Below are 21,416 nucleotides of genomic sequence, written 5' to 3' on the forward strand. Positions count from 1 at the left end.
CAGGCCGTCGGCAGCACGACAGCGCCCAGCACGACAGCGCCCAGCAGGCAGCAGGCCGCCGGCCGGTCCCACAGGGGGGATCCGGCCGACGGCCTGCCGCGTGCACACGGGGCGCAGCCGTCAGGCCGTCAAGTCATCCGGCCGTCAAGTCATCCGGCCGTCAGGCCCCGACCTTCTCCTTGACCTGTGCCAGGGACGGGTTGGTCAGCGTCGAGCCGTCGGGGAACCGCACGGTCGGCACCGTCTGGTTGCCGCCGTTCGCCTTCTCCACGAACGCCGCGGACTCCGGGTCGTGCTCGATGTTGATCTCGGTGTACGCGATGCCCTCGCGGTCCATCTGGCCCTTCAGCCGACGGCAGTATCCGCACCAGGTCGTGCTGTACATCGTCACAGTGCCCGCCATGCGTCCCGCGCTCCTTCGTTAAGTCGTGATCCGAAACCGCCCGACGCCATACCCGGCACTCGACGCGGCCAAGGACCACAACGTACGACGTGCCCGGGGCATTCCCGGGGGGCCACCCCCGCCCCCACCCCCGCCCCTCCCCACCCCCTCTCACCTCCCCGCGAGGCCGCCCCCCCCGCCGGGCCGGCGCCCGGGCCCCCACCGCACCTCAGCCCTCCGTCTCCCACCGCGCTACCGCAACCGCACTACCGTCCTGCCGCTGCCGCTGCCGCTGCCGCTGCCGCTGCCGCTGCCGCTGCCGCTGCCGCTGCCGCTGCCGCCGCTCTCCGCTTGCCGCTTGCCGCTTGCCGCGAGAAAAGCAAAGCACCGTCCGCGGTCGCGTGCCGGCCGCTGTCCACAGGGGGCGTGATGCGTACGACCGGGTGCGGCGGCTGTGGACGGGCTTCCCGGGCGGCCGCGCGGACCTGGCAGCATGGCGGGGTGACAGCAGCAACGGACTCCTCTCTTTTCCCGCAGGTGCCGGACTCGGCCGACGGGGTGCTGGACGGGCTCGACCCCGAGCAGCGCGAGGTCGCCACGGCTCTGCACGGTCCCGTCTGCGTCCTGGCCGGCGCCGGCACGGGCAAGACCCGCGCGATCACCCACCGGATCGCCTACGGGGTACGGGCCGGGATCCTGCAGCCCGCGAGTGTGCTCGCGGTCACCTTCACGGCCCGTGCGGCGGGCGAGATGCGCGGCCGGCTGCGGCAGCTCGGCGCGGGCGGGGTCCAGGCCAGGACGTTCCACTCCGCTGCCCTGCGCCAGCTTCAGTTCTTCTGGCCGAAGGCCGTCGGCGGTGAGGTCCCGCGGCTGCTGGAGCGCAAGATCCAGCTCGTCGCCGAGGCCGCCGCCCGCTGCGGCATCCGGCTGGACCGCAATGAGCTGCGCGATGTCACGGCCGAGATCGAATGGTCCAAGGTCACCCAGACCGTGCCGGCCGACTACCCGGCCGCCGTCGTCAAGGCCGGCCGCGAGGCCCCCCGTGACCCGGCCGAGGTCGGGCAGATCTACCGCACCTACGAACAGCTCAAGCGCGAGCGCGGCAGCATCGACTTCGAGGATGTGCTGTTGCTCACGGTCGGTGTGCTGCAGGACCGGCACGACATCGCCGAGCAGGTCCGGGCCCAGTACCAGCACTTCGTCGTCGACGAGTACCAGGACGTCAGCCCGCTCCAGCAGCGACTGCTGGAGCTGTGGCTGGGGGACCGCGACACCCTCTGTGTGGTCGGCGACGCCGGCCAGACGATCTACAGCTTCACCGGCGCCACCCCGGACCACCTCCTCAACTTCCGCACCCGCCATCCGAACGCGACGGTCGTCAAGCTCGTCCGCGACTACCGCTCCAGCCCCCAGGTCGTGCGCCTCGCCAACGGTCTGCTTTCCCAGGCCAAGGGGCGCGCCGCCGAGCAGCGCCTGGAGCTGGTCTCGCAGCGCGAGGCCGGGCCCGAGCCCGTGTACACGGAGTACGCCGACGAGCCCGCCGAGGCCGAGGGCACCGCCCGCCGGATCCGTGACCTGATCGCCGCCGGTGTGCCCGCCGGGGAGATCGCCGTGCTCTTCCGTATCAACGCCCAGTCCGAGGTCTACGAGCAGGCGCTGGCAGATGCGGGAGTGCCGTATCAGCTGCGGGGCGCCGAGCGGTTCTTCGAACGGCCCGAGGTGCGTGAGGCCGGCGTCAAGCTGCGCGGCGCCGCCCGCTTCGGTGCCAACGACGCGCTGCTCGACGACGCCATGGACCTGCCGTCCGAGGTGCGGGCGGTGCTCAGCGACATGGGCTGGACGAGCAGGCCGCCGGCCGGCTCCGGGGCGGTACGGGACCGCTGGGAGTCCCTGGCGGCGCTGGTCCGGCTGGCCGAGGACTTCGCCAAGGCCCGGCCCGCGGCCACCCTCGCGGACCTCGTCGCCGAGCTGGACGAGCGGGCCAACGTCCAGCACGCCCCGACGGTCGAAGGGGTGACCCTGGCGTCCCTGCACGCCGCCAAGGGCCTGGAGTGGGACGCCGTCTTCCTGGTCGGCCTCACCGAGGGCATGCTGCCGATCACCTACGCCAAGACGGACGAGCAGATCGAGGAGGAGCGCCGGCTGCTCTATGTCGGCGTCACCCGCGCCCGGGTGCATCTGGGCCTGTCCTGGTCGCTGGCGCGCTCTCCGGGCGGCCGGGCCTCCCGCCGCGCCAGCCGCTTCCTGAGCGGCCTGCGGCCCGGGTCCGGGGCGGCGGCCGGCCGCCGGACGCCGGGTGCGCTCTCCGGGGGCGTCGAGCGCGGCGACGGGGTGGCGGCGGTGGCGCGGCGCCCCCGGCACCGCAGCCCGGCCCGCTGCCGGGTCTGCAACAGGACCCTCACCGACGCGGGCGAGATGAAGCTGATGCGGTGTGAGGACTGCCCCTCGGAGCTCGACGAGGCGCTGTACGAGCGGCTGTGCGCGTGGCGGGCCGAGCAGGCGGCGCGCTCCCGGCAGCCCGCCTACTGCGTCTTCACCGACAAGACCCTGATGGCGATCGCGGAGGCCGTTCCGGGAACCGAAGCGGAGCTTGCGGTCATCTCAGGAGTGGGGCGGCGGAAGTTCGACCGCTACGGCAGTGACGTGCTGGCAATCTGTGCCGGCGAGGAGCTCGTGGGGGCCTCGGAGGACGGGGCCCGGGACGCCGCGGAAAACTCGTCGGAAAAATAGTTTGCGCGCGCGGAGCGCATCCCCATAGCCTTCACAAGCAACGGAGACAACGGTTTCTTTCCGAGATCCGATGGATCCGTGCTGTACTTGAACACCCTGGAACGGGATTCCCGGTCCACCGAGACGCCGAGAGGAGGCGAGCCCAGTGATCAGCATTATCGAGACCAACAAAATGACCGATCTCTCGGTCGTCGCCGCCTGCCCGCTCGGCTCCTCGCTCCTTGGTACCGGTATGTCCGGCTTCGGCCGTCCGTCCGGTATGGGGGTCGCGCGCCCCGAGGCCCTCGCTGTGCTGACGCGCGGCGAGCGTAGCGAGCGACCGACCGAGGCACCTGCGGTAGCAGCGGCGGCATCGGCGAATGCCTTTGTCTTCGCGGCGGCCAATGGTGCCGGATCCCGGAAGCAGTACCAGACGCAGCATGAAACGTGGGCCTACCGCGGCCACGAACCCTGGAGAGATCCAGCCTGATCGGCACGATCAGGTCGGCACCTTCCAGGGCCGCGGAACCCACACCGGGATCCGCGGCCCTTTTGTTTGCCCACGCGCCCGCCACCAGCCGGGCCGAACAGACGAGGAACACACCACCGTGCAACTGCAGACGCACACCCCGTCCGTAGCCACCGACCTGATCCCTCCGCCCGACCCTCAGGAGAACTCCTTGCTTCCCCTCACCGAGCTCGACGACGAGATCGACCGCCTCGGCGCAGCCGTTCCGTGCCGCACCTACGACCCCGAGGTCTTCTTCGCCGAGTCCCCGGCCGACGTCGAGTACGCCAAGACGCTGTGTCAGACCTGCCCGGTCCGTGAGGCCTGCCTCGCCGGTGCCAAGGACCGCCGTGAGCCGTGGGGCGTCTGGGGCGGCGAGCTCTTCGTCCAGGGCGTCGTCGTGCCGCGGAAGCGTCCGCGTGGCCGTCCGCGCAAGAACCCGGTCGCGGCATGAACACCATTGGCACAGGAACGATCGACCGTCCCCTCACCCGGGACCCCCAGAAGCAGGACCTCACGATGAACCCTTCTCTCACCGACACCCCCGCCCTTGTGAACACCGACGCGACCGAGTCGCGGCAGAACAGGAACCTCGCAATGCAACTCATCCCAGAAGCCCTGGCGCGTGCGCATATGCACCAACGCCTCCGGGAGGCCGAATCGGAACGCAGGGCTCATCGGCTCGCGGCCGCGCGGCGTATGCAGCGGCGCGCCGAGCGCGCGTCGCTCCGTGCCCGCCGGGCGCTGGCAATGGCCGTGATGCAGTAAGGCGCTGATGCCGCCACCCATGGGGTCCGTCCGACAGGGCGGGCCCCGCGGTGCGTTGTATCCCGTTTCGCGGGGCCGGCGGGGATATCGTCGGCTGGTGGACCAGAAGACGCATGAACGCCCGGAGTTGGCCGACGGGAACACGGTGTGCGCCGGCTGCGGCGCGGTCGCCGAGGGTGCCGGTCCGACCTGGACCTGCTCCGTCGAGAACGGTGAGCGCCGCTACTTCTGTGACAACTGTGCGCGGGAGAACATCCGGGCCATCGAAGGGCGCCTGGATTCCAGCTGGTGGTGAGGCCGGTCGCCGCCTGGGCCGGTCGCCCCCGGGCCGGCGACCTCCTGGGCGGGCTGACCCCGGGCCGTCCCGTCCGCTCCGGTCGGCGGAGCGGACGGGACGGGCCTGAGCGGCGTGCCGGGCCCGGCTCAGACCCTGGTCTCCTCGACGGACTCCTTCCCGAGGTCCGCACCGGTCTCGTCGTCCCCGAGGGGGCCGATACCGGCGACGTCCGGGCCGGCCGGTTCCTCCTCGGGCACAAAACCGGGCAGCCACGCCTCCAGCTCGTCGCGCAGCCGTACCGTCGCCCCCAGCTGGCACAGCACCCCGATCGTGCTCAAGGTCACCCGGTGGATCAGGAGGTACGCGGGGGGCAGATTGAGCTGTTTGCCCAACTGGTGGGCGGGGGAGCGCGGATCGCCGATCCGGGTGGCCTGATGGCGCATCCAGCCCCGGGTGAAGGTGAACTCGTCCACCAGGGCGGGTTCGATGATCGGCAGGAGGTAGTCCAGCACCGCGTCCGGGTCCAGCTCGATGGACTCCTTGACGAAGCCCTCCTCGCACAGCAGCTGGTAGACGGCGTCCGCCTCGCCCTCCAGCGTCATCCGCAGCGAGGTCCCGATCGTCGGCGGCAGCCCCTCGGGCAGCCGGTCGACGGTGCCGAAGTCCAGCACCCCCAGCCGCCACTCCTCGGCCGGGCCGTCCGGGAAGTCCCCGGCCAGCAGCCGGAAGTTGCCCGGGTGCGGGTCGGCATGCAGCAGGCCCGTACGGGCGGGGCCGGAGAAGAGGAAGCGGGCCAGCAGCTGACCGGCCCGGTCCCGCTGCTCGTCGGTGCCGTCCGCGATCACCTCCGACAGCGGCACCCCGTCCATCCACTCCGTCACCAGCACCTCGTCGCACTGGTGCACCACGGCCGGCACCACCACATCCGGGTCGTCGGCGAACTCCTCGGCATGCGCCTGCTGGGCCGCTGCCTCCAGGGAGTAGTCCAGCTCCTCGGACACCCGGTCGCGCAGCTCGGTGATCAGCGGCTTGATGTCCATGCCCGGGATCAGCGGGCCCAGCAGCCGGGCGAACCGGCTCAGCTGTGACAGGTCCGACAGCAGTGCCTGGCCGGCACCCGGATACTGCACCTTGACGGCCACCTCCCGGCCGTCGTGCCACACCGCACGGTGGACCTGCCCGATCGAGGCCGCCGCGGCCGGCTTGTCCTCGAACTCCTCGAACAGCTCCCGCCAGTCCTCGCCGAGGCGTTCCGCCAGTACGGAGTGCACCGTGCTGGTCGGCATCGGCGGCGCCGCCTCCTGAAGCTTCGTCAGGGCGGCGCGGTAGGGGCCGGCGATCTCCTCGGGCAGCGCCGATTCGAAGACGGACAGCGCCTGCCCGAACTTCATCGCCCCGCCCTTCAGCTCGCCGAGCACCTTGAAGAGCTGTTCCGCGGTGCGCTGTTGCAGCTCCCGGCCGACGATTTCGGCGGATCGGCCGCCGATCCGCTTGCCGAGGCCCCAGGTGGCACGGCCGGCGAACCCCAGTGGCAGCGCGGCCAGCTTGGCGGTGCGGGTGACCGCCTTGCGGGGAAGATCAGACATGTGCCCCTCCAACTCACACTGTCCCCCAACCGGGGTTACTCCGTCATTGTGGCGTGTCACGGCCGAGGATCCGAGGCGCCCGCCGCACCGGGCGAACCGGCAGCGCCGCAGCCGCACTCCGGATGCGGCTCGATCCGCACCGTCCGCACGGTGGCACACGGAGCGGCCAGCTCCATCCGCGCCCCTGTGCACGGCGGCAGTTCACCGTCGAGGAACGTCAGTGCCTGGACGGCGGCGACCCCCGCGACCGCGGTTGCCAGCGCGGCATCGCAGGCCGGCACCGCGGGGGAACCACGTCCCGACCGCCACTGCGCCAGCAGCCGCGGCCAGGCCGGCTCCGCGTCCGTACGGCGTAGTTCATCGCAGCGGGCACAGGCCGAACCTCCGGGCAGTACCAAGGGACCCACCACACCCGTGCCCTCGATCACCCCCGCGTAAAGATGCGGGATGCCGGCGGTGAGCAGTGGTTCGCAGAGCACGGGGTCGGGGGCGTACGCGCCGAGCCCGTCGCGCGGGGCGAGCACCACCAGGGACAGCCCGGGTTCGCCGGATTCGCTGACCGGGCCCCTCGGCCGCGGGGTACGGCCCCAGGGGGAGCAGCGTCTGACCAGCCGTCGCGCGGCGGCGTCGCGCCGCTCACCGGTCTGCTCGGCAGGCAGCCCGCCGGGCAGCACGTCCCACGGCTGGACCGTGCCGCCGTCGAACACCTCCACCCGGCCGGTCCCCGAGGCCGAGAGCAGCGCCGCGATCGCGGCGCCGACCCGCCCCGCCCCCTTGACCTTGATCCGGACCGCCCGGCGCGCCCCCATCCTGTCCAGGGCGCCCGCGGGCTCCGGGTGCCGTACCGACAGGGACGCCAGGTCGGGCCGCAGCTGTTCGAAGGCGGCCCGGTCCGCACGAACCGCCTCGGCCGGCGGGCCGCCGGCGGTGGGCGCTTCCAGCAGCCCGGCCGCGCCGAGCCGGTCCACCACACCCCGTACGTGCTCGGGCGGGAGGTCCAGTAAAGCGGCCTCCTCGATCAGTTGCTGCAGGGTGCGGGTGCCGTCGATCAGCGAGAGGAAGCTCCCGGTCGCCGTATCGACCGGGCCGACCACCAGCGCATGCGCCGGCGCCACACCGAATCGCACCGTCTCCCTGTCCCGCCAGCCGCGCCGCAGCGCGGGCTTGAGCATCGGATGCCGCATCTCCGCCCCCGTCCTTCGTCGTCCGGCTCCCAGCATGCGCCGTGCCGCGGATTCCTGCGGAAGTTATCCACAGGCAGGGGGTGCCGGTCGTACAAGCGGTGCACGCCATGGAGTGGTTCGGTGGCGAACCGTCCGCGAGGCGGGACTTCCCGCACTGCCAGCGGGTAACGTCGGGCACGTGCCCGCCGACCCTTCCCACGGCCCAGGGGAAACACCCCTGCGCCGCGCCGCTGACACATCGCGCGGGGCTCCTTCGAGCCCCCAGGCCCGCGGGTCGGGCACCAGCGCCGTCGAGGTGCGCCGCAGCTCGCGGCGGCGCAGAACGGTCTCGGCGTACCGCGAGGGAAACCGCACGGTGGTCCTGATTCCGGCCCGTATGTCCGAGGCCGAGGAGCGGCGTTGGGTCACCGTCATGCTCGACAAGCTCGCCGCCCAGGAAAGCAAGCGGATGCTGGGCGACGGCGAGCTGGCCCGGCGTGCCGAGCGGCTGTCCGGCCAGTATCTGGACGGCCGCGCCAGCCCCGCGTCGGTGCGCTGGGTGACCAACCAGAACACCCGCTGGGGATCGTGCACCCCCGCGGAGGGCAGCATCCGCCTGTCGCACCGCCTCCAGGGCATGCCGGAGTACGTCGTCGACTACGTCCTGCTGCACGAACTCGCCCATCTGCTCGTCCCCGGCCACGGCCCCCGGTTCTGGCGGCTGCTGGAGGCCTACCCCCGTACGGAGCGGGCCCGCGGCTACCTCGAAGGGGTGGTCGCGGCCGACCGGCTGCCCCATCTGCCCGCCGCCCGGGACGATTGACGCGGCGCCGGAACATCCGCCGCGCCCCGGCATCGCCTGCTGTCGGCGCCAGCGGTTAGCCTGGCCGCGCAGAAGGAACTGACAGCGGGAGCGGGGGACGGACGTTACGTATGACCAGGGAATTCCAGCGGGGCCACAAGGCCAAGATCGGTGATCTGACGGCGGGAACGGATCTGTACGTCGGCGTGCAGATCGCCGGACCGGGCCTGACCTTCGACATCAGCTGCTTCGGGCTGGACGCCGACGAGCGGCTGTCCGACGACCGGTACTTCGTCTTCTTCAACCAGCCCAAGTCGCCCGAGGAGTCGGTCCAGCTGCTCGGGGCGCAGGCCGGTGACAGCGAGTCGTTCCGGGTCACCCTCGACAAGATCCCGCCGCACATCCGGAAGCTCTCCTTCACCGCCGCGCTCGACGGTGCGGGCCAGGTCTCGCAGATCGGCCCCGGATACCTCCGGATCGTGGCCGGCGGCGAGGAGGTCGCCCGCTACTCCTTCAACGGCAGTGAGTTCAGCACCGAACGCGCCGTCATGCTCGGCGACTTCTACCTCAAGGACGTCTGGCGGTTCGCCGCGGTCGGCCAGGGCTTCGACGGCGGCCTCGAGGCGCTGCTGAAGAACTTCGGCGGCGAGGTCGCCGAAGAGGCCGAGGCGCCGGCGCCGCCCACCACGGCACAGGGCGCGCCCGGCTTCGCGCCGCCGCCCGGTGCGGCGGCCCCCGCGCCGTCCTTCGGGGCGCCCGCCGCCCCCGCCCCGCAGCAGCCCGCGCCCGACTTCGGCCCGCCCCAGGGCGCGCCACAAGCGCCCCCGGCCGCGCACCCGCCCACCGCTCCGCAGGTGCACAACGCGCCCACCGTCGCCGCGCCGCTGGCCCCGCCCGGCCAGCAGCCGCCGGCCCCGCCCGGCCAGTCGGTCCCCGGCCAGGACCCGTACGGCCGGCAGCAGACCGTGCCCGGCGGATTCCCCGGACAGCAGGCCCCGCAGGCGCCGCCCTACGGCCAGCCCGCCCCGCCCCCCGGCGGATACGGCCCCCCGCCGGGGCAGCCCGCCCCTTACGGCCAGCCGGGACAGCAGCCTCCGGGCGCCCCGTACGGCGGCGGTCAGGCCCCGGCGGTGCCCCAGGCCGGCGGCCCCGGCCTCGGTGTCGTGCTGGACAAGTACAAGGAAGCCCCCACCGGCCAGCGCTGGACCCCGCAGAACAGCAAGCTGATCCGCGTCGACCTCGGGGTCGACGGCCAGCCGGTGCTCGCCCGCCAGGGCAGCATGGTGCTCTACCAGGGCAAGGTCGACTTCAGCTACAAGGGCGCCGGCTTCCGCGGCCGGATCGTCGGCAACGCCACCGGCCAGGAAATGCAGCTGATGCGCTGCACCGGCCAGGGGCAGGTCTTCTTCGCCGAGAACAGCGCCCACGTCCACCCCATCGAGCTGCAGGGCGACGCCATCTGTGTGTCCGCCGACAGCGTCCTCGCCTTCGACGAGTCGCTGCAGCACGAGGTCCGCAGGATCGAGGGCCACGGCATCCCCGGCGGTGCCCTGTTCACCATGCAGTTCCAGGGGACCGGCACCCTCGTGGTCAAGACCCAGGGCACCCCGGTCGTGCTGCCGGTCACCCCGACCACCTTCGCCGACGCCAACGCCATCGTGGCCTGGTCCGCGGCCTCGCAGGTGATCATCTCCAGCCAGGTGAGCCTGCGCCGGCACGCCTTCCCCGGTCACTCCGGCGAGACCGTGAACCTCCAGTTCCGCGGCGCGCCCGGCAACTTCATCGTCGTCCAGCCCTACGAGGTCTGAGGGAGCCCGTAAGTCATGAATCAGCAGCAGCTGTCGGGCTACGCCCCGACCCCGCCCGCCGCCCGTATGGAGAACCACGGCAGCGCCATGGTGAAGATCGCCATGCAGAGCGGCCAGGATGTCTTCGCGCGCACCGGCTCGATGGTCGCCTACGAAGGCTTCGTCCAGTACGAGCCGAACCCGCCCGCCGTCCGCCAGATGGCCTCCCAGTGGCTCACCGGCGAAGGCGCACCCCTGATGAAGTGCTCCGGAGACGGTCTGCTCTACCTCGCCGACTACGGCGCCGACGTGGTCTGCATCCACCTCGACGGCGACTCGCTCTCCGTCAACGGCACCAACCTCCTCGCCTTCGACGCGCAGCTCCAGTGGGGCGTGCAGCGCGTCAAGGGCATGGCGAAGTTCGCCGGCCAGGGCCTCTTCAACGTCGGGATCTCCGGCACCGGCTGGGTCGCCCTGACCTCCCGGGGCACGCCCATCGTCGTCGACTGCGGCCGCGGCGAGGACGAGACCTATGTGGACCCGGACGCCCTGGTCGCCTGGTCGACGCACCTGAAGATGAAGGGCAAGCGCAGCTTCAAGGCGTCCTCGATGATCGGACGCGGCAGCGGCGAGGCCTACCAACTGGGCTTCTCCGGCCAGGGGTTCGTCGTCGTCCAGCCCAGCGAGGACAGCACCGACCGGCTCCGGGCCCGGGGCTGAGGGGGAGGACCGAACACGCCATGCAGAGTCCGCTTTTCGCCTTCACCGAGGCACAGACCCAAGACCGCTACGTCCTGCAGAACAGTCAGCTGCTGCGCGTCGCACTCCAGGGCCACGAAGACCTCCTCGCCCGTAAGGGCGCCATGGTCGCCTACCAGGGGCTGCTCGAATTCGACGGCAACTACACGACGCCCGGCCAGCAGCGCGCCCGCGCGCACTCCGGCGAGGGCCTGGACCTGATGCGCGTCTCCGGGCAGGGCACGGTCTACCTGGCCAACCTCGCCCAGTACGTCCATGTCGTCGACGTCGACCACGACGGCCTGACCGTCGACAGCAGTTACGTCCTGGCGCTGGACTCCGGCCTCCACTGGGAGGTCGTCTCCGTCGACAGCCAGTACGGCATCTCAGGCACCGGCAAGTACCAGCTCAACATCTCCGGGCGGGGCAAGGTGGTCCTGATGACCTCGGGCGAGCCGCTGATGCTGCAGGTCACGCCCGACAAGTACGTCAACGCCGACGCCGACGCGGTGGTGGCCTGGTCGGCTTCACTGCGGGTCCAGATGCAGGCGCAGACGCACTCTTCCGGGGTGATGCGCCGGCGCGGCAACACGGGCGAGGGCTGGGAACTCAGCTTCCTCGGCCAGGGCTACGCACTGGTGCAGCCCAGCGAGCTGCTGCCGCCGCAGAACGCCGTCGTCGGGTCCGGTGTGGCCGCCCAGTTCGGTATGGGCCAGCAGGGCGCGCGGGGCATGAACCAGGGCAACATCTTCACCAACTGAGCGCCTGCGAGGCGCCGTTGGCGCATGCGTTGCGGTGCCCGCCCCGGGGAGGGCGGGCACCGAAGCGCGTGTGCGACCGGGCGCTGCCGTCGGAGGCCAGGCCTGCGCCGTCCGGCGGGCAGGGCGCTGCCGTCCGGCTAGAGAGCGCGGGGGCCCTCTAGAGACGGGCGCCCTCTAGAGAAGCGCCCGGGTGCGCTCGACCAGCCGCACCACCGACGTGTCGGCGACGCCGGGCACCTCGTCGTAGGCGAACCACCGCAGATCCAGTGACTCGTCGCTGATCGCCGCCACCGCGTCCGCCGGAGCCAACGCCGCGTACTGGACGTCCAGATGCACCGCGCACGGCGTGTGATGGCGATCCAGCCGCACCGGGCCGCCGGGCAGCAGCGTCAGCCCCTGCGCGATCCCCGACTCCTCGCGCGCCTCCCGCAGCGCCGCCCCGGCCAGCGAGGCGTCCTCCGGCTCGCAGTGGCCGCCCATCTGCAGCCACATCTCCAGCTTGCGGTGCAGGGTGAGCAGCACCCGGCCGCCGGCCGGGTCGATCACCAGCGCGCTGGCCGTGAGGTGCCCGTCCTTGCAGGGCTTCCACATGCCGCCTTGATGGGCGGCGAGATGGTCCAGATACGCCAGCCGCAGCTGTTCCTGTCCTGGCGACGGCGCGGGCCACTCCTTGAGCACCCGCGCCGCATCCTCACGCAGACTCACCTGCCGCCGTCACCCTTGCTCTCGCCGGGCGCCTCGTCCGGGCCGCCGTCCTCCCGCGCGGGCTTGCCCGGGGCCGGCTTGTCCAGACCGGGCTTGCCGCCGCTCGCGGCCTCGCCGAGCATCTTGTCGAGCTCGGAGAAGTCCGGCTGCTCGTGGTGGACGAATCCGTCCGGGTCGTCCAGGTCCGCCGCCGTCGGCAGCATGTCCGGGTGCTCCCACAGGCCGTCGCGGCCCTCCAGGCCCCGCGCGTCCGTCAGCGACGCCCACAGCCGCGAGGCGTCCCGCAGCCGCCGCGGACGCAGCTGCAGACCGATCAGCGTCGAGAACGTCTGCTCGGCAGGGCCACCGCTGGCCCGGCGCCGCCGCAGCGTCTCACGGAGCTTGTCAGCCGACGGCAGATGCGGCTTGGCGGCGGCGTGCACCACCGCGTCCACCCAGCCCTCGACGAGGGCCAGCGCGGTCTCCAGCCGGGCCAGTGCCGCCTTCTGCTCCGGGGTGTCCTCGGGCTGGAACATGCCCTGCTGAAGGGCGTTCTGCAGCTCCTCGGGATGCTGCGGGTCGATCTGGCCGACCACGTCCTCCAACTTGGTGGTGTCGACCTTGATGCCGCGCGCATAGCCTTCCACGGCACCGAACAGATGCGAGCGCAGCCACGGCACGTGCGCGAAGAGCCGCTGGTGGGCGGCCTCACGCAGGGCCAGATACAGCCGCACTTCCTCTTCCGGCACGCCCAGGCCCTCACCGAACCTCGCGATGTTGCCCGGCAGCAGCGCGGCCTTGCCGGCCGGCCCCAGCGGAAGCCCGATGTCCGTCGAACCGACGACCTCGCCGGCCAGCACGCCCAGCGCCTGGCCGATCTGGGTGCCGAACATCGCGCCGCCCATGGAGCGCATCATCCCGAGCAGCGGGCCCGCCATGGCCTGCATCTCCCCGGGCAGGACATCGCCCATGGCCGCTCCGACGCGCTCGGCGAGCGGATTGACCAGGTCCTTCCACACCGGGAGGGTCTCCTCGACCCACTCCGCGCGGCTCCAGGCCACCACGGAGCCGGAGCCCGACGGCAGCGACGTCACACCGTCCAGCCACAGGTCGGCGAGGCGTACGGCCTCCTCGACCGCGCTGCGCTCGCCCGGCGACAGGCTCGCGTCCTTGCTGCCGTCCTCGGCGCCCTGCGCGACGGTCTGCCGCGCAATGTCCTTGGCCATGTCCCAGTTCACCGGGCCGCCCTCGTAGGAGAGCATCTGTCCGAGCTTCTGGAAGGCGGCTCCCAGGTCGCCAGGGTTCATCTCGCCGCCGGGGCCGCCCATGCCGCCGAAGAGCGCCGCGAACGGATTGTCCGCGCCACCGCTCCCGCCGCCGAACCCGAAGGGGTCCGCGGGGCCCTGGCTACCTCCCTGGCCGCCCTTCTTCTTGCCGTTGTCGCCGTCCTCCGGCTCCTCCGGCGGAAGGCCGAATCCAAATGGGGTGTCACTCACGGGTTTCCTCGGCTCGTAGGGCCGCCGACCAGGTGGCCGACGGCGGCTGCCCGACATCACCTCCAGCGTAGACACCCGGACCGCTTCGGGGCTCGGTGCTTCGCTGTCCCGGTGGCTGGGGCAGGATGGACGCCACCTGGTGCGCACGCATGACCACACGTCCGCACTGAAGACAACCGCTGGAGACGCCCGGTGAGTTCCCCAGATCCGACCGTTCGCGCAGCGCGAAACGCTGCGGCCCAGACCGAGAAGGCAGGCAATGGCGCAGGTGGGGCCACGGACCGGCCGCTACGCCGGCCCGTGGTGGCCGTCACCGGAGCCGCCTCCGGAGTCGGTGCGCTGCTCACCCGCGCCCTGGTCGCCTCCGACGAGGTCAAGGAGGTGGTGGCCATCGACGAGCGGCGCGGCGACGTCGCCGAGGCGCACTGGCACGTCCTGGACGTCCGGGACCCGGCCATCGCCGACAAGCTGCGCGGCGCCGATGTCGTCGTCCACCTGGCGCTCGACCTCGACCTGGAGACCGACGACGCGGCGCGCACCGCGTACAACGTGCGCGGCACCCAGACCGTGCTCACCGCCGCCGCGGCCGCCGGCGTCCACCGGGTGGTGCTGTGCACCTCCGCCATGGTGTACGGGGCGCTGCCCGACAATGACGTTCCCCTGGCCGAGGACGCCGAGCTGCGGGCCACCGCGGACGCCACCGGTGTCGGCGACCTCCTGGAGATCGAGCACCTGGCGCACCGTGCGCCCCGCGCGCACCCCGGTCTGAACGTCACCGTGCTGCGTCCCACCGTCCTGGTGGGCGGCACGGACACCGCGCTGACCCGTTACTTCGAATCGCCCCGCCTCCTGGTCGTCGCCGGGTCCCGTCCCGCCTGGCAGTTCTGCCATGTCGAGGACCTGGTCAGCGCCCTGGAGTTCGCCGCGCTGGAGAAGGTCGACGGTGAGCTGGCGGTGGGCTGCGACGGCTGGCTGGAGCAGGAGGAGGTCGAAGAGCTCTCCGGCATCCGGCGCATGGAGCTGCCGTCCTCCGTGGCCCTGGGCGCCGCCGCCCGCCTGCACCGCATCGGCCTGACGCCGTCCCCCGCGGGAGACCTGGCGTACACGATGCATCCATGGGTGGTCAGCGGCAGCAGGCTGCACGATGCGGGCTGGCGCCCCCGCTGGACGAACGAGGAGGTGCTCGCCGAGCTCCTGGAGGAGGTCGCCGGACGGCACACCGTCGCGGGCCGCAGGCTCGGCCGCAAGGACGCCACCGCCGCGGGCGCCGCCGGTGCCACCGTCGCCCTCCTGGGCACCGCCGCCCTGGTGCGCCGTGCCCGTAAGGCCCGCCGCCGCTTCTGAGCAACCGGGCCCGCCGGGCCGGAGAAGTCTCCAGCTGGAGACTTCTCCATACGGCGCCCGGGACGACCGGTGGAACCGGCAATACCCCACCGTGCCCGCGTACGGCACGATGGGGGTATGTCTGGCACGCCCTCCCCTTCGTCCCCCGGCCGCGATCACCCCGGTGAGCAGGCCGCGCCGGACCCCATCAGGCTCCTGGAGGTCCGCGAGCGCGCGCTGTCCGTGGACGAGGTGTTCGCGGCCGTGGGGGACTCGGCGGCCGGCGGTACGGCCCTGTTCGTCGGCACGGTCCGCTCGCACGACAACGGTGCCGACGTCGAGGGCCTGGGCTACTCCGCGCACCCGACGGCCGAGGCGGAGATGCGCCGGATCGCCGAGAAGGTGATCGCCGACTTCCCGGTGCGGGCGCTGGCCGCCGTCCACCGTGTGGGTGATCTGGGCATCGGTGATCTGGCCGTAGTGGTCGCGGTGTCCTGCCCGCACCGCGGCGAGGCGTTCGAGGCCTGCCGCAGGATGATCGACGACCTCAAGCACGAGGTGCCGATCTGGAAACACCAGACATTCTCCGACGGAACCGAGGAATGGGTCGGCGCGTAGCGCCGACTTCTGGGGGTGGAGGTCGGGTGACGGGAGGGCGGGTCGGCGCGTAGCGCTGTCTTCTGGGGGTGGAGGTCGGGTGACGGGAGGGCGGGTCGGCGCGTAGCGCCGACTTCCGGTCGGGCCGGCACGCTCCGGGAGCGGGTTCCGGGCCGGTGCGTAAGGACGCTTTCCCGGGGCAGGCGACATGGCAGACGCGCAGGCAGTGGCCCTGTGGCCACGGGGTGATGGCCTCCGAACACGAGGCCGAACCGGTGCCTTGTGTTCCGGTTGCGTAACCCGCCCCCTGGCGTGAGCGTTGACCCAGCAGATGGTTAATCTGCTTATTCGTCGATCGCGGTCGTACAAGGGGTTGGGAGGTCGCTGATGGGTGCGCTCCTCTGGTTGCTGATTCCGGTCGGTGCCGGGCTGATTGCCGCGGTGTGGAGCAGCTGGGCCCTACGGAACCGCAAGGCCGGGGATGTCGCGGAACTCGCGGGCTACGCCCGGTTCCGTGACGCGATGGAAAAGGAGCACTCCGTTCCCGATCCCGCCTCGGACCCCGTCTGACGTTCCCACGCCGGGCGCGCCAAAACCGAGCGCCACTTCGTGTGATGTCCCTCGCGTACGGGCGGGCCCACGGCCGGGTGTTCGACCTCGTACGGACGGCCCCGCGGGCCGGTTGTCATACCCGTCCCGTACTGTCGTTCCATGCCACGCCGCACCGCGACGCTGCTCGCCTCGACCCTGATGCTGATCGCGCTGCTCTGCGCCGGGGTACTGATCCCCGTGCCCTACTCCGAGATGTCACCGGGGCCGACGGTCAACACCCTTGGTGATCACGACGGCGAGCCGGTGCTGCAGATCTCCGGCCGCAAGACGTACCCGACGACCGGTCATCTCAACATGACCACGGTCCGCGTCACCGGCCCCGACTACCGCATGAACCTCTTCGAGGCGGTGTACGGCTGGCTCGACCACGACAACGCCGTGGTGCCGCACAAGACGCTCTACCCCGAGGGACAGACGGCCGAGCAGGCCGACCAGGAGAACGCCGAGGAGTTCAGCCAGTCCCAGGAGAGCGCCAAGGCCTCCGCCCTCAACCAGCTGCACATCCCGGTCGGTACCCAGACCGTGGTGGGTTCCGTCGTCAAGGACAAGCCCGCCGACGGGCGGCTGCACGCGGGCGATGTGATCAAGGCGGTGGACGGCACGCAGGTCAAGCGGGCCGACGACGTCGCCAAGCTCGTCACCCGGCACAAGCCGGGCGAGAAGGTGGTCTTCACGATCATCCCCGCCAAGGACGCCGCAGCGGCGGAGAAGCAGGGCAAGAAGCCCGCGAGCGGAGCTAAGCAGATCACGGTCGACACGCAGAAGGCGGACGACGGCCGCGCCATCGTGGGCATCCAGGCCGACGTGGATCACCGCTTCCCGTTCCCCATCGACGTCAAGCTGGCCGACGTCGGCGGTCCGAGCGCCGGGCTGATGTTCGCGCTCGGCATCGTCGACAAGCTCACGCCCGGGGACCTGACCGGCGGCAAGTTCGTGGCCGGTACGGGCACCATCGACGACAAGGGCAAGGTCGGCCCGATCGGTGGCATCTCGATGAAGACGGTCGGTGCGCGCGACAAGGGCGCCCGGTACTTCCTGACGCCCAAGGAGAACTGCGCCGCCGCGGCCAAGGACACCCCGAAGAGGCTCACCCTGGTCAAGGTCGGCACCATAGGCGACGCCGTCAAGGCGCTGGAGAAGATCCGCAAGGGCGACACCGCGGGCCTGCCGAGCTGCAGCCCCGCGGGCCACGCCTAGGGAGCGTCTTCCCGGTCAGGCCGGACCGGAAAGACACCCCCAGGTCCTGAAGACCGGGCCGGTGCCCGGGCCCGACGGGCAGGTCAGGCCCGGGCCGCCGGTCCCGCAGGCCGCCGTCAGCCCTCGAACGTCGCCGCCAGTGCTTCCGCGAGGCCCGGCACCAGCGCCGAGCCGGTGAGCACCTCGGACGTGGAGTCCTTCTCGCGCAGCCGCAGCGCCGACTCGCGCCGGCCGTCGCGCAGCACCGCCACCGTCATCCGGACCTCCTGGCGGTCCGGGTGCTTGGCGACCCACTTCGCGAGCTGCGCCTCGTCCATGCCCGCGGGCTCGGAGTCCTCGGCGGACGGCGGCAGCATCAGCCGCTCCACGGTCAGCGCGCAGCCGGTGACGGCGTCGGGCCAGGCAATGGTGGCCAGGAATTCGTCCAGCGGGACGCCCGCCGGGATCTCGTCCTGCTCCACGGGGGTCAGGGACGTGGTGGTGGAGTCGTCGATGCCGAGCTGGGCGGCGAGCGAGGGCTCCTGCGCACGCAGCTTGGCGGTGTCGACGAGGGCGAACAGTCGGGCGGGCTGATCCCAGCCGAGCCCGGCGCTGTACTCGTCGATCTCGAGCACCGCGCGGGTCAGGGGGTCGGCGGCGAGGGGGGTGCCGTCAACGGGGAGGTTGGTCATGCTCAACATCGTGCCTTGTGTACCCCGGAAAGCGGGAACTGAGTAAAGCCTTCGTAAGTTGCATCGGTGGGTCCTACTATCGCCGGGCCTGCTCCACACGACAGCGAACTTCGAGGTGCGCACCTTGGCTTTCCAGATGCCGGACCGCGGCGGAGGCCCGACAGGGCCACGGATCAGAGTCGGCCGACCATCGCGGCGGATCCGGACCCTGCTCATGACATTGGGTGTGCTGGCCGTATTGGCCATGCTTTTCGTGATGTTTGCGGGGTTCTGGACCGATTGGCTCTGGTACCGCTCGGTCAAGTACTCCTCGGTCTTCACCACCACCCTGTGGACCAAGATCGGCCTGTTCTTCGCCTTCGGCGTCCTGATGGCCGTGGCCGTCGGGGTCAACGTCTGGCTCGCGTACCGGCTGCGGCCGCCGCTGAGCGCGATGTCCGTGGAGCAGCAGAGCCTGGACCGCTACCGGATGGGCATCGCGCCCTTCAAGAAGTGGGCGCTGATCGCGGTCACCGCGGTGATCGGCCTCATCGCCGGTGCCTCCGCCTCCGGTGAGTGGCGGACCTGGCTGCAGTGGGTCAACGCCGTGCCCTTCGGCAAGACGGACCCGCAGTTCGGCAAGGACATCGCGTTCTACACGTTCGATCTGCCCTGGTACCGCTTCCTGTTGAGCTTCGGATTCGCCTGCGCGGTGCTGTGCCTGGTCGCCGCGGCACTGACCCACTACCTCTACGGCGGCCTGCGGCTGACCAGCCCCGGCTCGCGGGCGACCGCGGCGGCCACCGGTCACCTGTCGGTGCTGCTGGGTATTTTCGTCTCGCTCAAGGCGATCGCGTACTGGCTCGACCGGTACGGCCTGGCGGTCAAGTCCAGCGGCCTGAAGTCGGCCGACAACTGGACGGGCCTGCGGTATGTCGACGCCAACGCCTACCTCCCGGCGAAGACGATCCTGTTCTTCATCGCGGCGATCTGCGCGGTGCTCTTCTTCGCCACCCTCTGGCGGCGGACATGGCAGCTGCCGGTGATCGGCTTCGGTCTGATGGTGCTCTCGGCGGTCCTGATCGGCGGGCTGTACCCGGCGATCGTGCAGAAGTTCCAGGTCCAGCCGAACGAGCAGGCCAAGGAAGCGCCGTACATCAAGCAGAACATCAAGGCGACCCGGGACGCGTACGACATCCAGGACTCCCAGGTCACGCCGTACAAGGGTGACTACAAGCCCGCCGACAAGGCGGACAGCCAGCGGCTGCGCGACGACGCCGACACCACTGCCGGCATGCGCCTGCTCGACCCGAACGTGGTCTCGCCGGCCTTCCAGCAACAGCAGCAGGTGCGCGGGTACTACCAGTTCCCCTCCACCCTCGACGTCGACCGCTACAAGGACAAGGACGGTGCCGAGCAGGACACCGTCATCGGTCTGCGCGAGCTGAACATCGCCGGTATCCCCGAGCGCAACTGGATCAACGACCACTTCAAGTACACCCATGGCTACGGCGCGGTCGCCGCCAAGGGGACCGAGGCCGCCGAAGGCGGCGGCCCCAAGTACACCGAGTCGGACCTGCCGGCCAAGGGGCAGCTCGGCTCGTACCAGCAGCGGGTGTACTACGGCGAGAAGACCTCGCAGTACTCCATCGTCGGCGGTCCGCAGAAGGAACTGGACTACTCCGACGACAGCGGCGAGAAGAGCTACAGCTACCGGGGCAACAGCGGCGTCAGCCTCTCCAACCCGGTCAACCGCGCCGCCTACGCGGCGGCGTTCGGGGAGCCGCAGATCCTCTACTCCGGAGCGATCGGCAAGGGCTCTCGGATCCTGTACAACCGCACGCCCAAGGAGCGCGTCGAAGCCGTCGCCCCCTGGCTGACCATCGACGGCGACGCCTACCCGGCGGTCATCAACCACCGGCTCAAGTGGATCGTCGACGCCTACACCACCAGCAACGGCTACCCGTACGCCTCGCGCACCACGCTCGGGGACAGCACGGCCGATTCGCTCACCGACGGCCAGCGGGCGGTGGTGGCCCAGCAGAACCAGGTCAACTACATCCGCAACTCCGTCAAGGCGACGGTGGATGCGTACGACGGTTCGGTGAAGCTCTACCAGTGGGACGAGAAGGACCCGGTCCTCAAGACCTGGATGAAGTCGTTCCCCGGCACGGTCGAGAAGAAGAGCGCCATCAGCCCGGCGCTCAAGGAGCACCTGCGCTACCCGCAGGACCTCTTCAAGGTGCAGCGCCAGCTGCTGACCACCTACCACGTCACGGACCCGGGCACCTTCTACACCGGCTCCGAGCGCTGGCAGATCCCGAACGACCCGACGACCAAGTCGGGCAACGCGGTACCGCCGTACTACCTGAGCATGAAGATGCCGGGCCAGAAGGAACGGGCGTTCTCGCTGACGACGAGCTTCACGCCCAACAAGCGCGACAACCTCGGTGCCTTCATGGCCGTCGACGCCAATGCGACCAGCGGCGACTACGGCAGGATCAGACTGCTGAAACTGCCCTCCCAGACGCCGGTGCCCGGCCCGCAGCTGGTGCAGTCGAAGTTCAACTCCGATCCGAACATCGCCAATGAGCTCAATATCCTCAAGAAGCTCGGCGACTCGGAGATCGAGTACGGCAATCTGCTGACCGTGCCACTGGACGGTGGACTGCTCTATGTCGAACCGGTGTATCTGCGCGGCGCCAACACCAACTACCCACTCCTGAAGAAGGTGTTGGTCAGTTACGGCGACAACAAGCCCGTCCTGGAGGACTCCCTCAAGGACGCGCTGGACGTGGTCTTCGGCAAGAAGGCGCCCAGTACGGGTTCACAGAACCCGCCGGGCGGCGGCGACACCGGAACCGGAACGCAGCCTCCGTCCGGCCAGACGGTGCAGCAGGCTCTGGGCGACGCGCAGAAGGCCTACGAGGAGGGCGAGAGGGCGCGCGCCTCGGGCGACTGGGCCGGTTACGGCGAGGCCCAGAAGAAGCTCAAGGCGGCGCTGGACCGGGCGGCGAAGGCGTCCCAGAAGGGCGGCAAGCCGGCCGGCTGAGCCCGCCGTGTGCCCCCTGGCCCCGTGGCCGCCGGTTCGCGCCGGCGGCCACGGGGCCGCGGTGGTCCGGGCTGACCCGCTGCCGTGATACGTTGAGGTCAACAACGGCGCGGGGTGGAGCAGCTCGGTAGCTCGCTGGGCTCATAACCCAGAGGTCGCAGGTTCAAATCCTGTCCCCGCTACTGAAGACGAAGGCCCGGATCCTCAGGGATCCGGGCCTTCGTCATGTCTTCATGCCGTCAGCCCGTCATGTCTTCGGGTTCGTTACCGGTCAAAGCCGGGTCGCGCGGGCGATGTGGGGAAGGTGTGTGCTTGAGTTTGCCA

20 protein-coding genes and 1 tRNA gene are annotated in these 21,416 nt (G+C 71.1%); 15 read left to right on the forward strand and 6 right to left on the reverse strand.

Annotation, left to right across the window (positions count from 1 at the left end; translation table 11 throughout):
- Positions 1-160 precede the first annotated feature (160 nt).
- Positions 161-403 (reverse strand): mycoredoxin, encoded by a 243-nt coding sequence (locus ACGFR7_RS06215; protein WP_088799819.1) that lies wholly within the window; start codon positions 401-403, stop codon positions 161-163.
- 408 nt (positions 404-811) lie between these two features.
- Here ACGFR7_RS06215 and ACGFR7_RS06220 point away from each other — a divergent pair, with 408 nt between their 5' ends.
- The 5 genes from ACGFR7_RS06220 (at position 812) to ACGFR7_RS06240 (ending at position 4,662) form a co-directional block, all read left to right on the forward strand.
- The gene (locus ACGFR7_RS06220) at positions 812-3,112 is read left to right on the forward strand and encodes an ATP-dependent DNA helicase UvrD2 (protein ID WP_393313659.1); all 2,301 of its coding nucleotides are present in this window, start codon (positions 812-814) and stop codon (positions 3,110-3,112) included.
- A gap of 145 nt (positions 3,113-3,257) precedes the next feature.
- Positions 3,258-3,581, forward strand: a complete 324-nt coding sequence (locus ACGFR7_RS06225) for a hypothetical protein (protein ID WP_393313662.1) — start codon at positions 3,258-3,260, stop codon at positions 3,579-3,581.
- A 118-nt stretch (positions 3,582-3,699) separates the two neighbouring features.
- On the forward strand, positions 3,700-4,053 hold the full coding sequence (locus tag ACGFR7_RS06230) for a WhiB family transcriptional regulator (protein ID WP_026169602.1): 354 nt from the start codon (positions 3,700-3,702) through the stop codon (positions 4,051-4,053).
- Positions 4,050-4,367 (forward strand): hypothetical protein, encoded by a 318-nt coding sequence (locus tag ACGFR7_RS06235; RefSeq protein WP_393313665.1) that lies wholly within the window; start codon positions 4,050-4,052, stop codon positions 4,365-4,367. Before ACGFR7_RS06230 ends, ACGFR7_RS06235 begins: the two co-directional genes overlap by 4 nt.
- A gap of 97 nt (positions 4,368-4,464) precedes the next feature.
- Positions 4,465-4,662: a hypothetical protein gene (locus ACGFR7_RS06240; protein ID WP_393313668.1), complete on the forward strand. Its 198-nt coding sequence runs from the start codon at positions 4,465-4,467 to the stop codon at positions 4,660-4,662.
- A gap of 128 nt (positions 4,663-4,790) precedes the next feature.
- Here ACGFR7_RS06240 and ACGFR7_RS06245 read toward each other — a convergent pair whose 3' ends face one another.
- Positions 4,791-6,230, reverse strand: coding sequence for an ABC1 kinase family protein (locus ACGFR7_RS06245; protein ID WP_393313670.1), 1,440 nt, complete (start codon positions 6,228-6,230; stop codon positions 4,791-4,793).
- A 56-nt stretch (positions 6,231-6,286) separates the two neighbouring features.
- A complete protein-coding gene (locus ACGFR7_RS06250; RefSeq protein WP_393313673.1) occupies positions 6,287-7,414 on the reverse strand; it encodes a ThiF family adenylyltransferase in 1,128 nt (375 codons plus the stop codon).
- Between the two features lie 178 nt (positions 7,415-7,592).
- Here ACGFR7_RS06250 and ACGFR7_RS06255 point away from each other — a divergent pair, with 178 nt between their 5' ends.
- The 4 genes from ACGFR7_RS06255 to ACGFR7_RS06270 all read left to right on the forward strand — a co-directional run bounded on the left by ACGFR7_RS06255 (position 7,593) and on the right by ACGFR7_RS06270 (position 11,481).
- Entirely contained in the window at positions 7,593-8,216 is a 624-nt protein-coding gene (locus ACGFR7_RS06255; RefSeq protein WP_393313676.1) for a M48 family metallopeptidase, read from the forward strand.
- 110 nt (positions 8,217-8,326) lie between these two features.
- A complete protein-coding gene (locus tag ACGFR7_RS06260) occupies positions 8,327-10,003 on the forward strand; it encodes a TerD family protein (RefSeq protein WP_393313679.1) in 1,677 nt (558 codons plus the stop codon).
- Positions 10,004-10,018: 15 nt separating this feature from the next.
- Positions 10,019-10,702, forward strand: a complete 684-nt coding sequence (locus ACGFR7_RS06265; protein ID WP_393313682.1) for an AIM24 family protein — start codon at positions 10,019-10,021, stop codon at positions 10,700-10,702.
- Between the two features lie 20 nt (positions 10,703-10,722).
- Positions 10,723-11,481: an AIM24 family protein gene (locus ACGFR7_RS06270; protein WP_393313684.1), complete on the forward strand. Its 759-nt coding sequence runs from the start codon at positions 10,723-10,725 to the stop codon at positions 11,479-11,481.
- A 174-nt stretch (positions 11,482-11,655) separates the two neighbouring features.
- On the opposite strand, the gene ACGFR7_RS06275 is transcribed toward ACGFR7_RS06270, so the two are convergent.
- Together ACGFR7_RS06275 and ACGFR7_RS06280 are read right to left on the reverse strand one after the other, a co-directional pair.
- Positions 11,656-12,186: an NUDIX hydrolase gene (locus tag ACGFR7_RS06275; protein ID WP_393313686.1), complete on the reverse strand. Its 531-nt coding sequence runs from the start codon at positions 12,184-12,186 to the stop codon at positions 11,656-11,658.
- Positions 12,183-13,661 (reverse strand): zinc-dependent metalloprotease, encoded by a 1,479-nt coding sequence (locus tag ACGFR7_RS06280; RefSeq protein WP_393313687.1) that lies wholly within the window; start codon positions 13,659-13,661, stop codon positions 12,183-12,185. Before ACGFR7_RS06280 ends, ACGFR7_RS06275 begins: the two co-directional genes overlap by 4 nt.
- Before the next feature lie 192 nt (positions 13,662-13,853).
- Between ACGFR7_RS06280 and ACGFR7_RS06285 the strand changes: the two genes are divergently transcribed.
- From ACGFR7_RS06285 to ACGFR7_RS06300, 4 genes are all read left to right on the forward strand, one after another.
- The gene (locus ACGFR7_RS06285; RefSeq protein WP_393313688.1) at positions 13,854-15,005 is read left to right on the forward strand and encodes an SDR family oxidoreductase; all 1,152 of its coding nucleotides are present in this window, start codon (positions 13,854-13,856) and stop codon (positions 15,003-15,005) included.
- 117 nt (positions 15,006-15,122) lie between these two features.
- Positions 15,123-15,602: a molybdenum cofactor biosynthesis protein MoaE gene (locus ACGFR7_RS06290; protein WP_393313691.1), complete on the forward strand. Its 480-nt coding sequence runs from the start codon at positions 15,123-15,125 to the stop codon at positions 15,600-15,602.
- A gap of 366 nt (positions 15,603-15,968) precedes the next feature.
- Positions 15,969-16,151: a hypothetical protein gene (locus ACGFR7_RS06295; RefSeq protein WP_393313694.1), complete on the forward strand. Its 183-nt coding sequence runs from the start codon at positions 15,969-15,971 to the stop codon at positions 16,149-16,151.
- A 141-nt stretch (positions 16,152-16,292) separates the two neighbouring features.
- Positions 16,293-17,390, forward strand: coding sequence for a PDZ domain-containing protein (locus tag ACGFR7_RS06300; protein WP_393313697.1), 1,098 nt, complete (start codon positions 16,293-16,295; stop codon positions 17,388-17,390).
- Between the two features lie 116 nt (positions 17,391-17,506).
- On the opposite strand, the gene ACGFR7_RS06305 is transcribed toward ACGFR7_RS06300, so the two are convergent.
- Positions 17,507-18,061 carry a PPA1309 family protein gene (locus tag ACGFR7_RS06305; RefSeq protein ID WP_393313700.1) on the reverse strand — a complete coding sequence of 185 codons (555 nt, stop codon included), beginning with the start codon at positions 18,059-18,061 and terminating at the stop codon, positions 17,507-17,509.
- A gap of 214 nt (positions 18,062-18,275) precedes the next feature.
- Here ACGFR7_RS06305 and ACGFR7_RS06310 point away from each other — a divergent pair, with 214 nt between their 5' ends.
- Positions 18,276-21,092: a UPF0182 family protein gene (locus ACGFR7_RS06310; RefSeq protein ID WP_393313703.1), complete on the forward strand. Its 2,817-nt coding sequence runs from the start codon at positions 18,276-18,278 to the stop codon at positions 21,090-21,092.
- Positions 21,093-21,200: 108 nt separating this feature from the next.
- Positions 21,201-21,274, forward strand: a tRNA-Met gene (locus ACGFR7_RS06315).
- Positions 21,275-21,416: the final 142 nt, after the last annotated feature.

This window comes from Streptomyces sp. NPDC048516, assembly GCF_043199875.1.
In the GTDB taxonomy this organism is placed as follows: domain Bacteria; phylum Actinomycetota; class Actinomycetes; order Streptomycetales; family Streptomycetaceae; genus Streptomyces.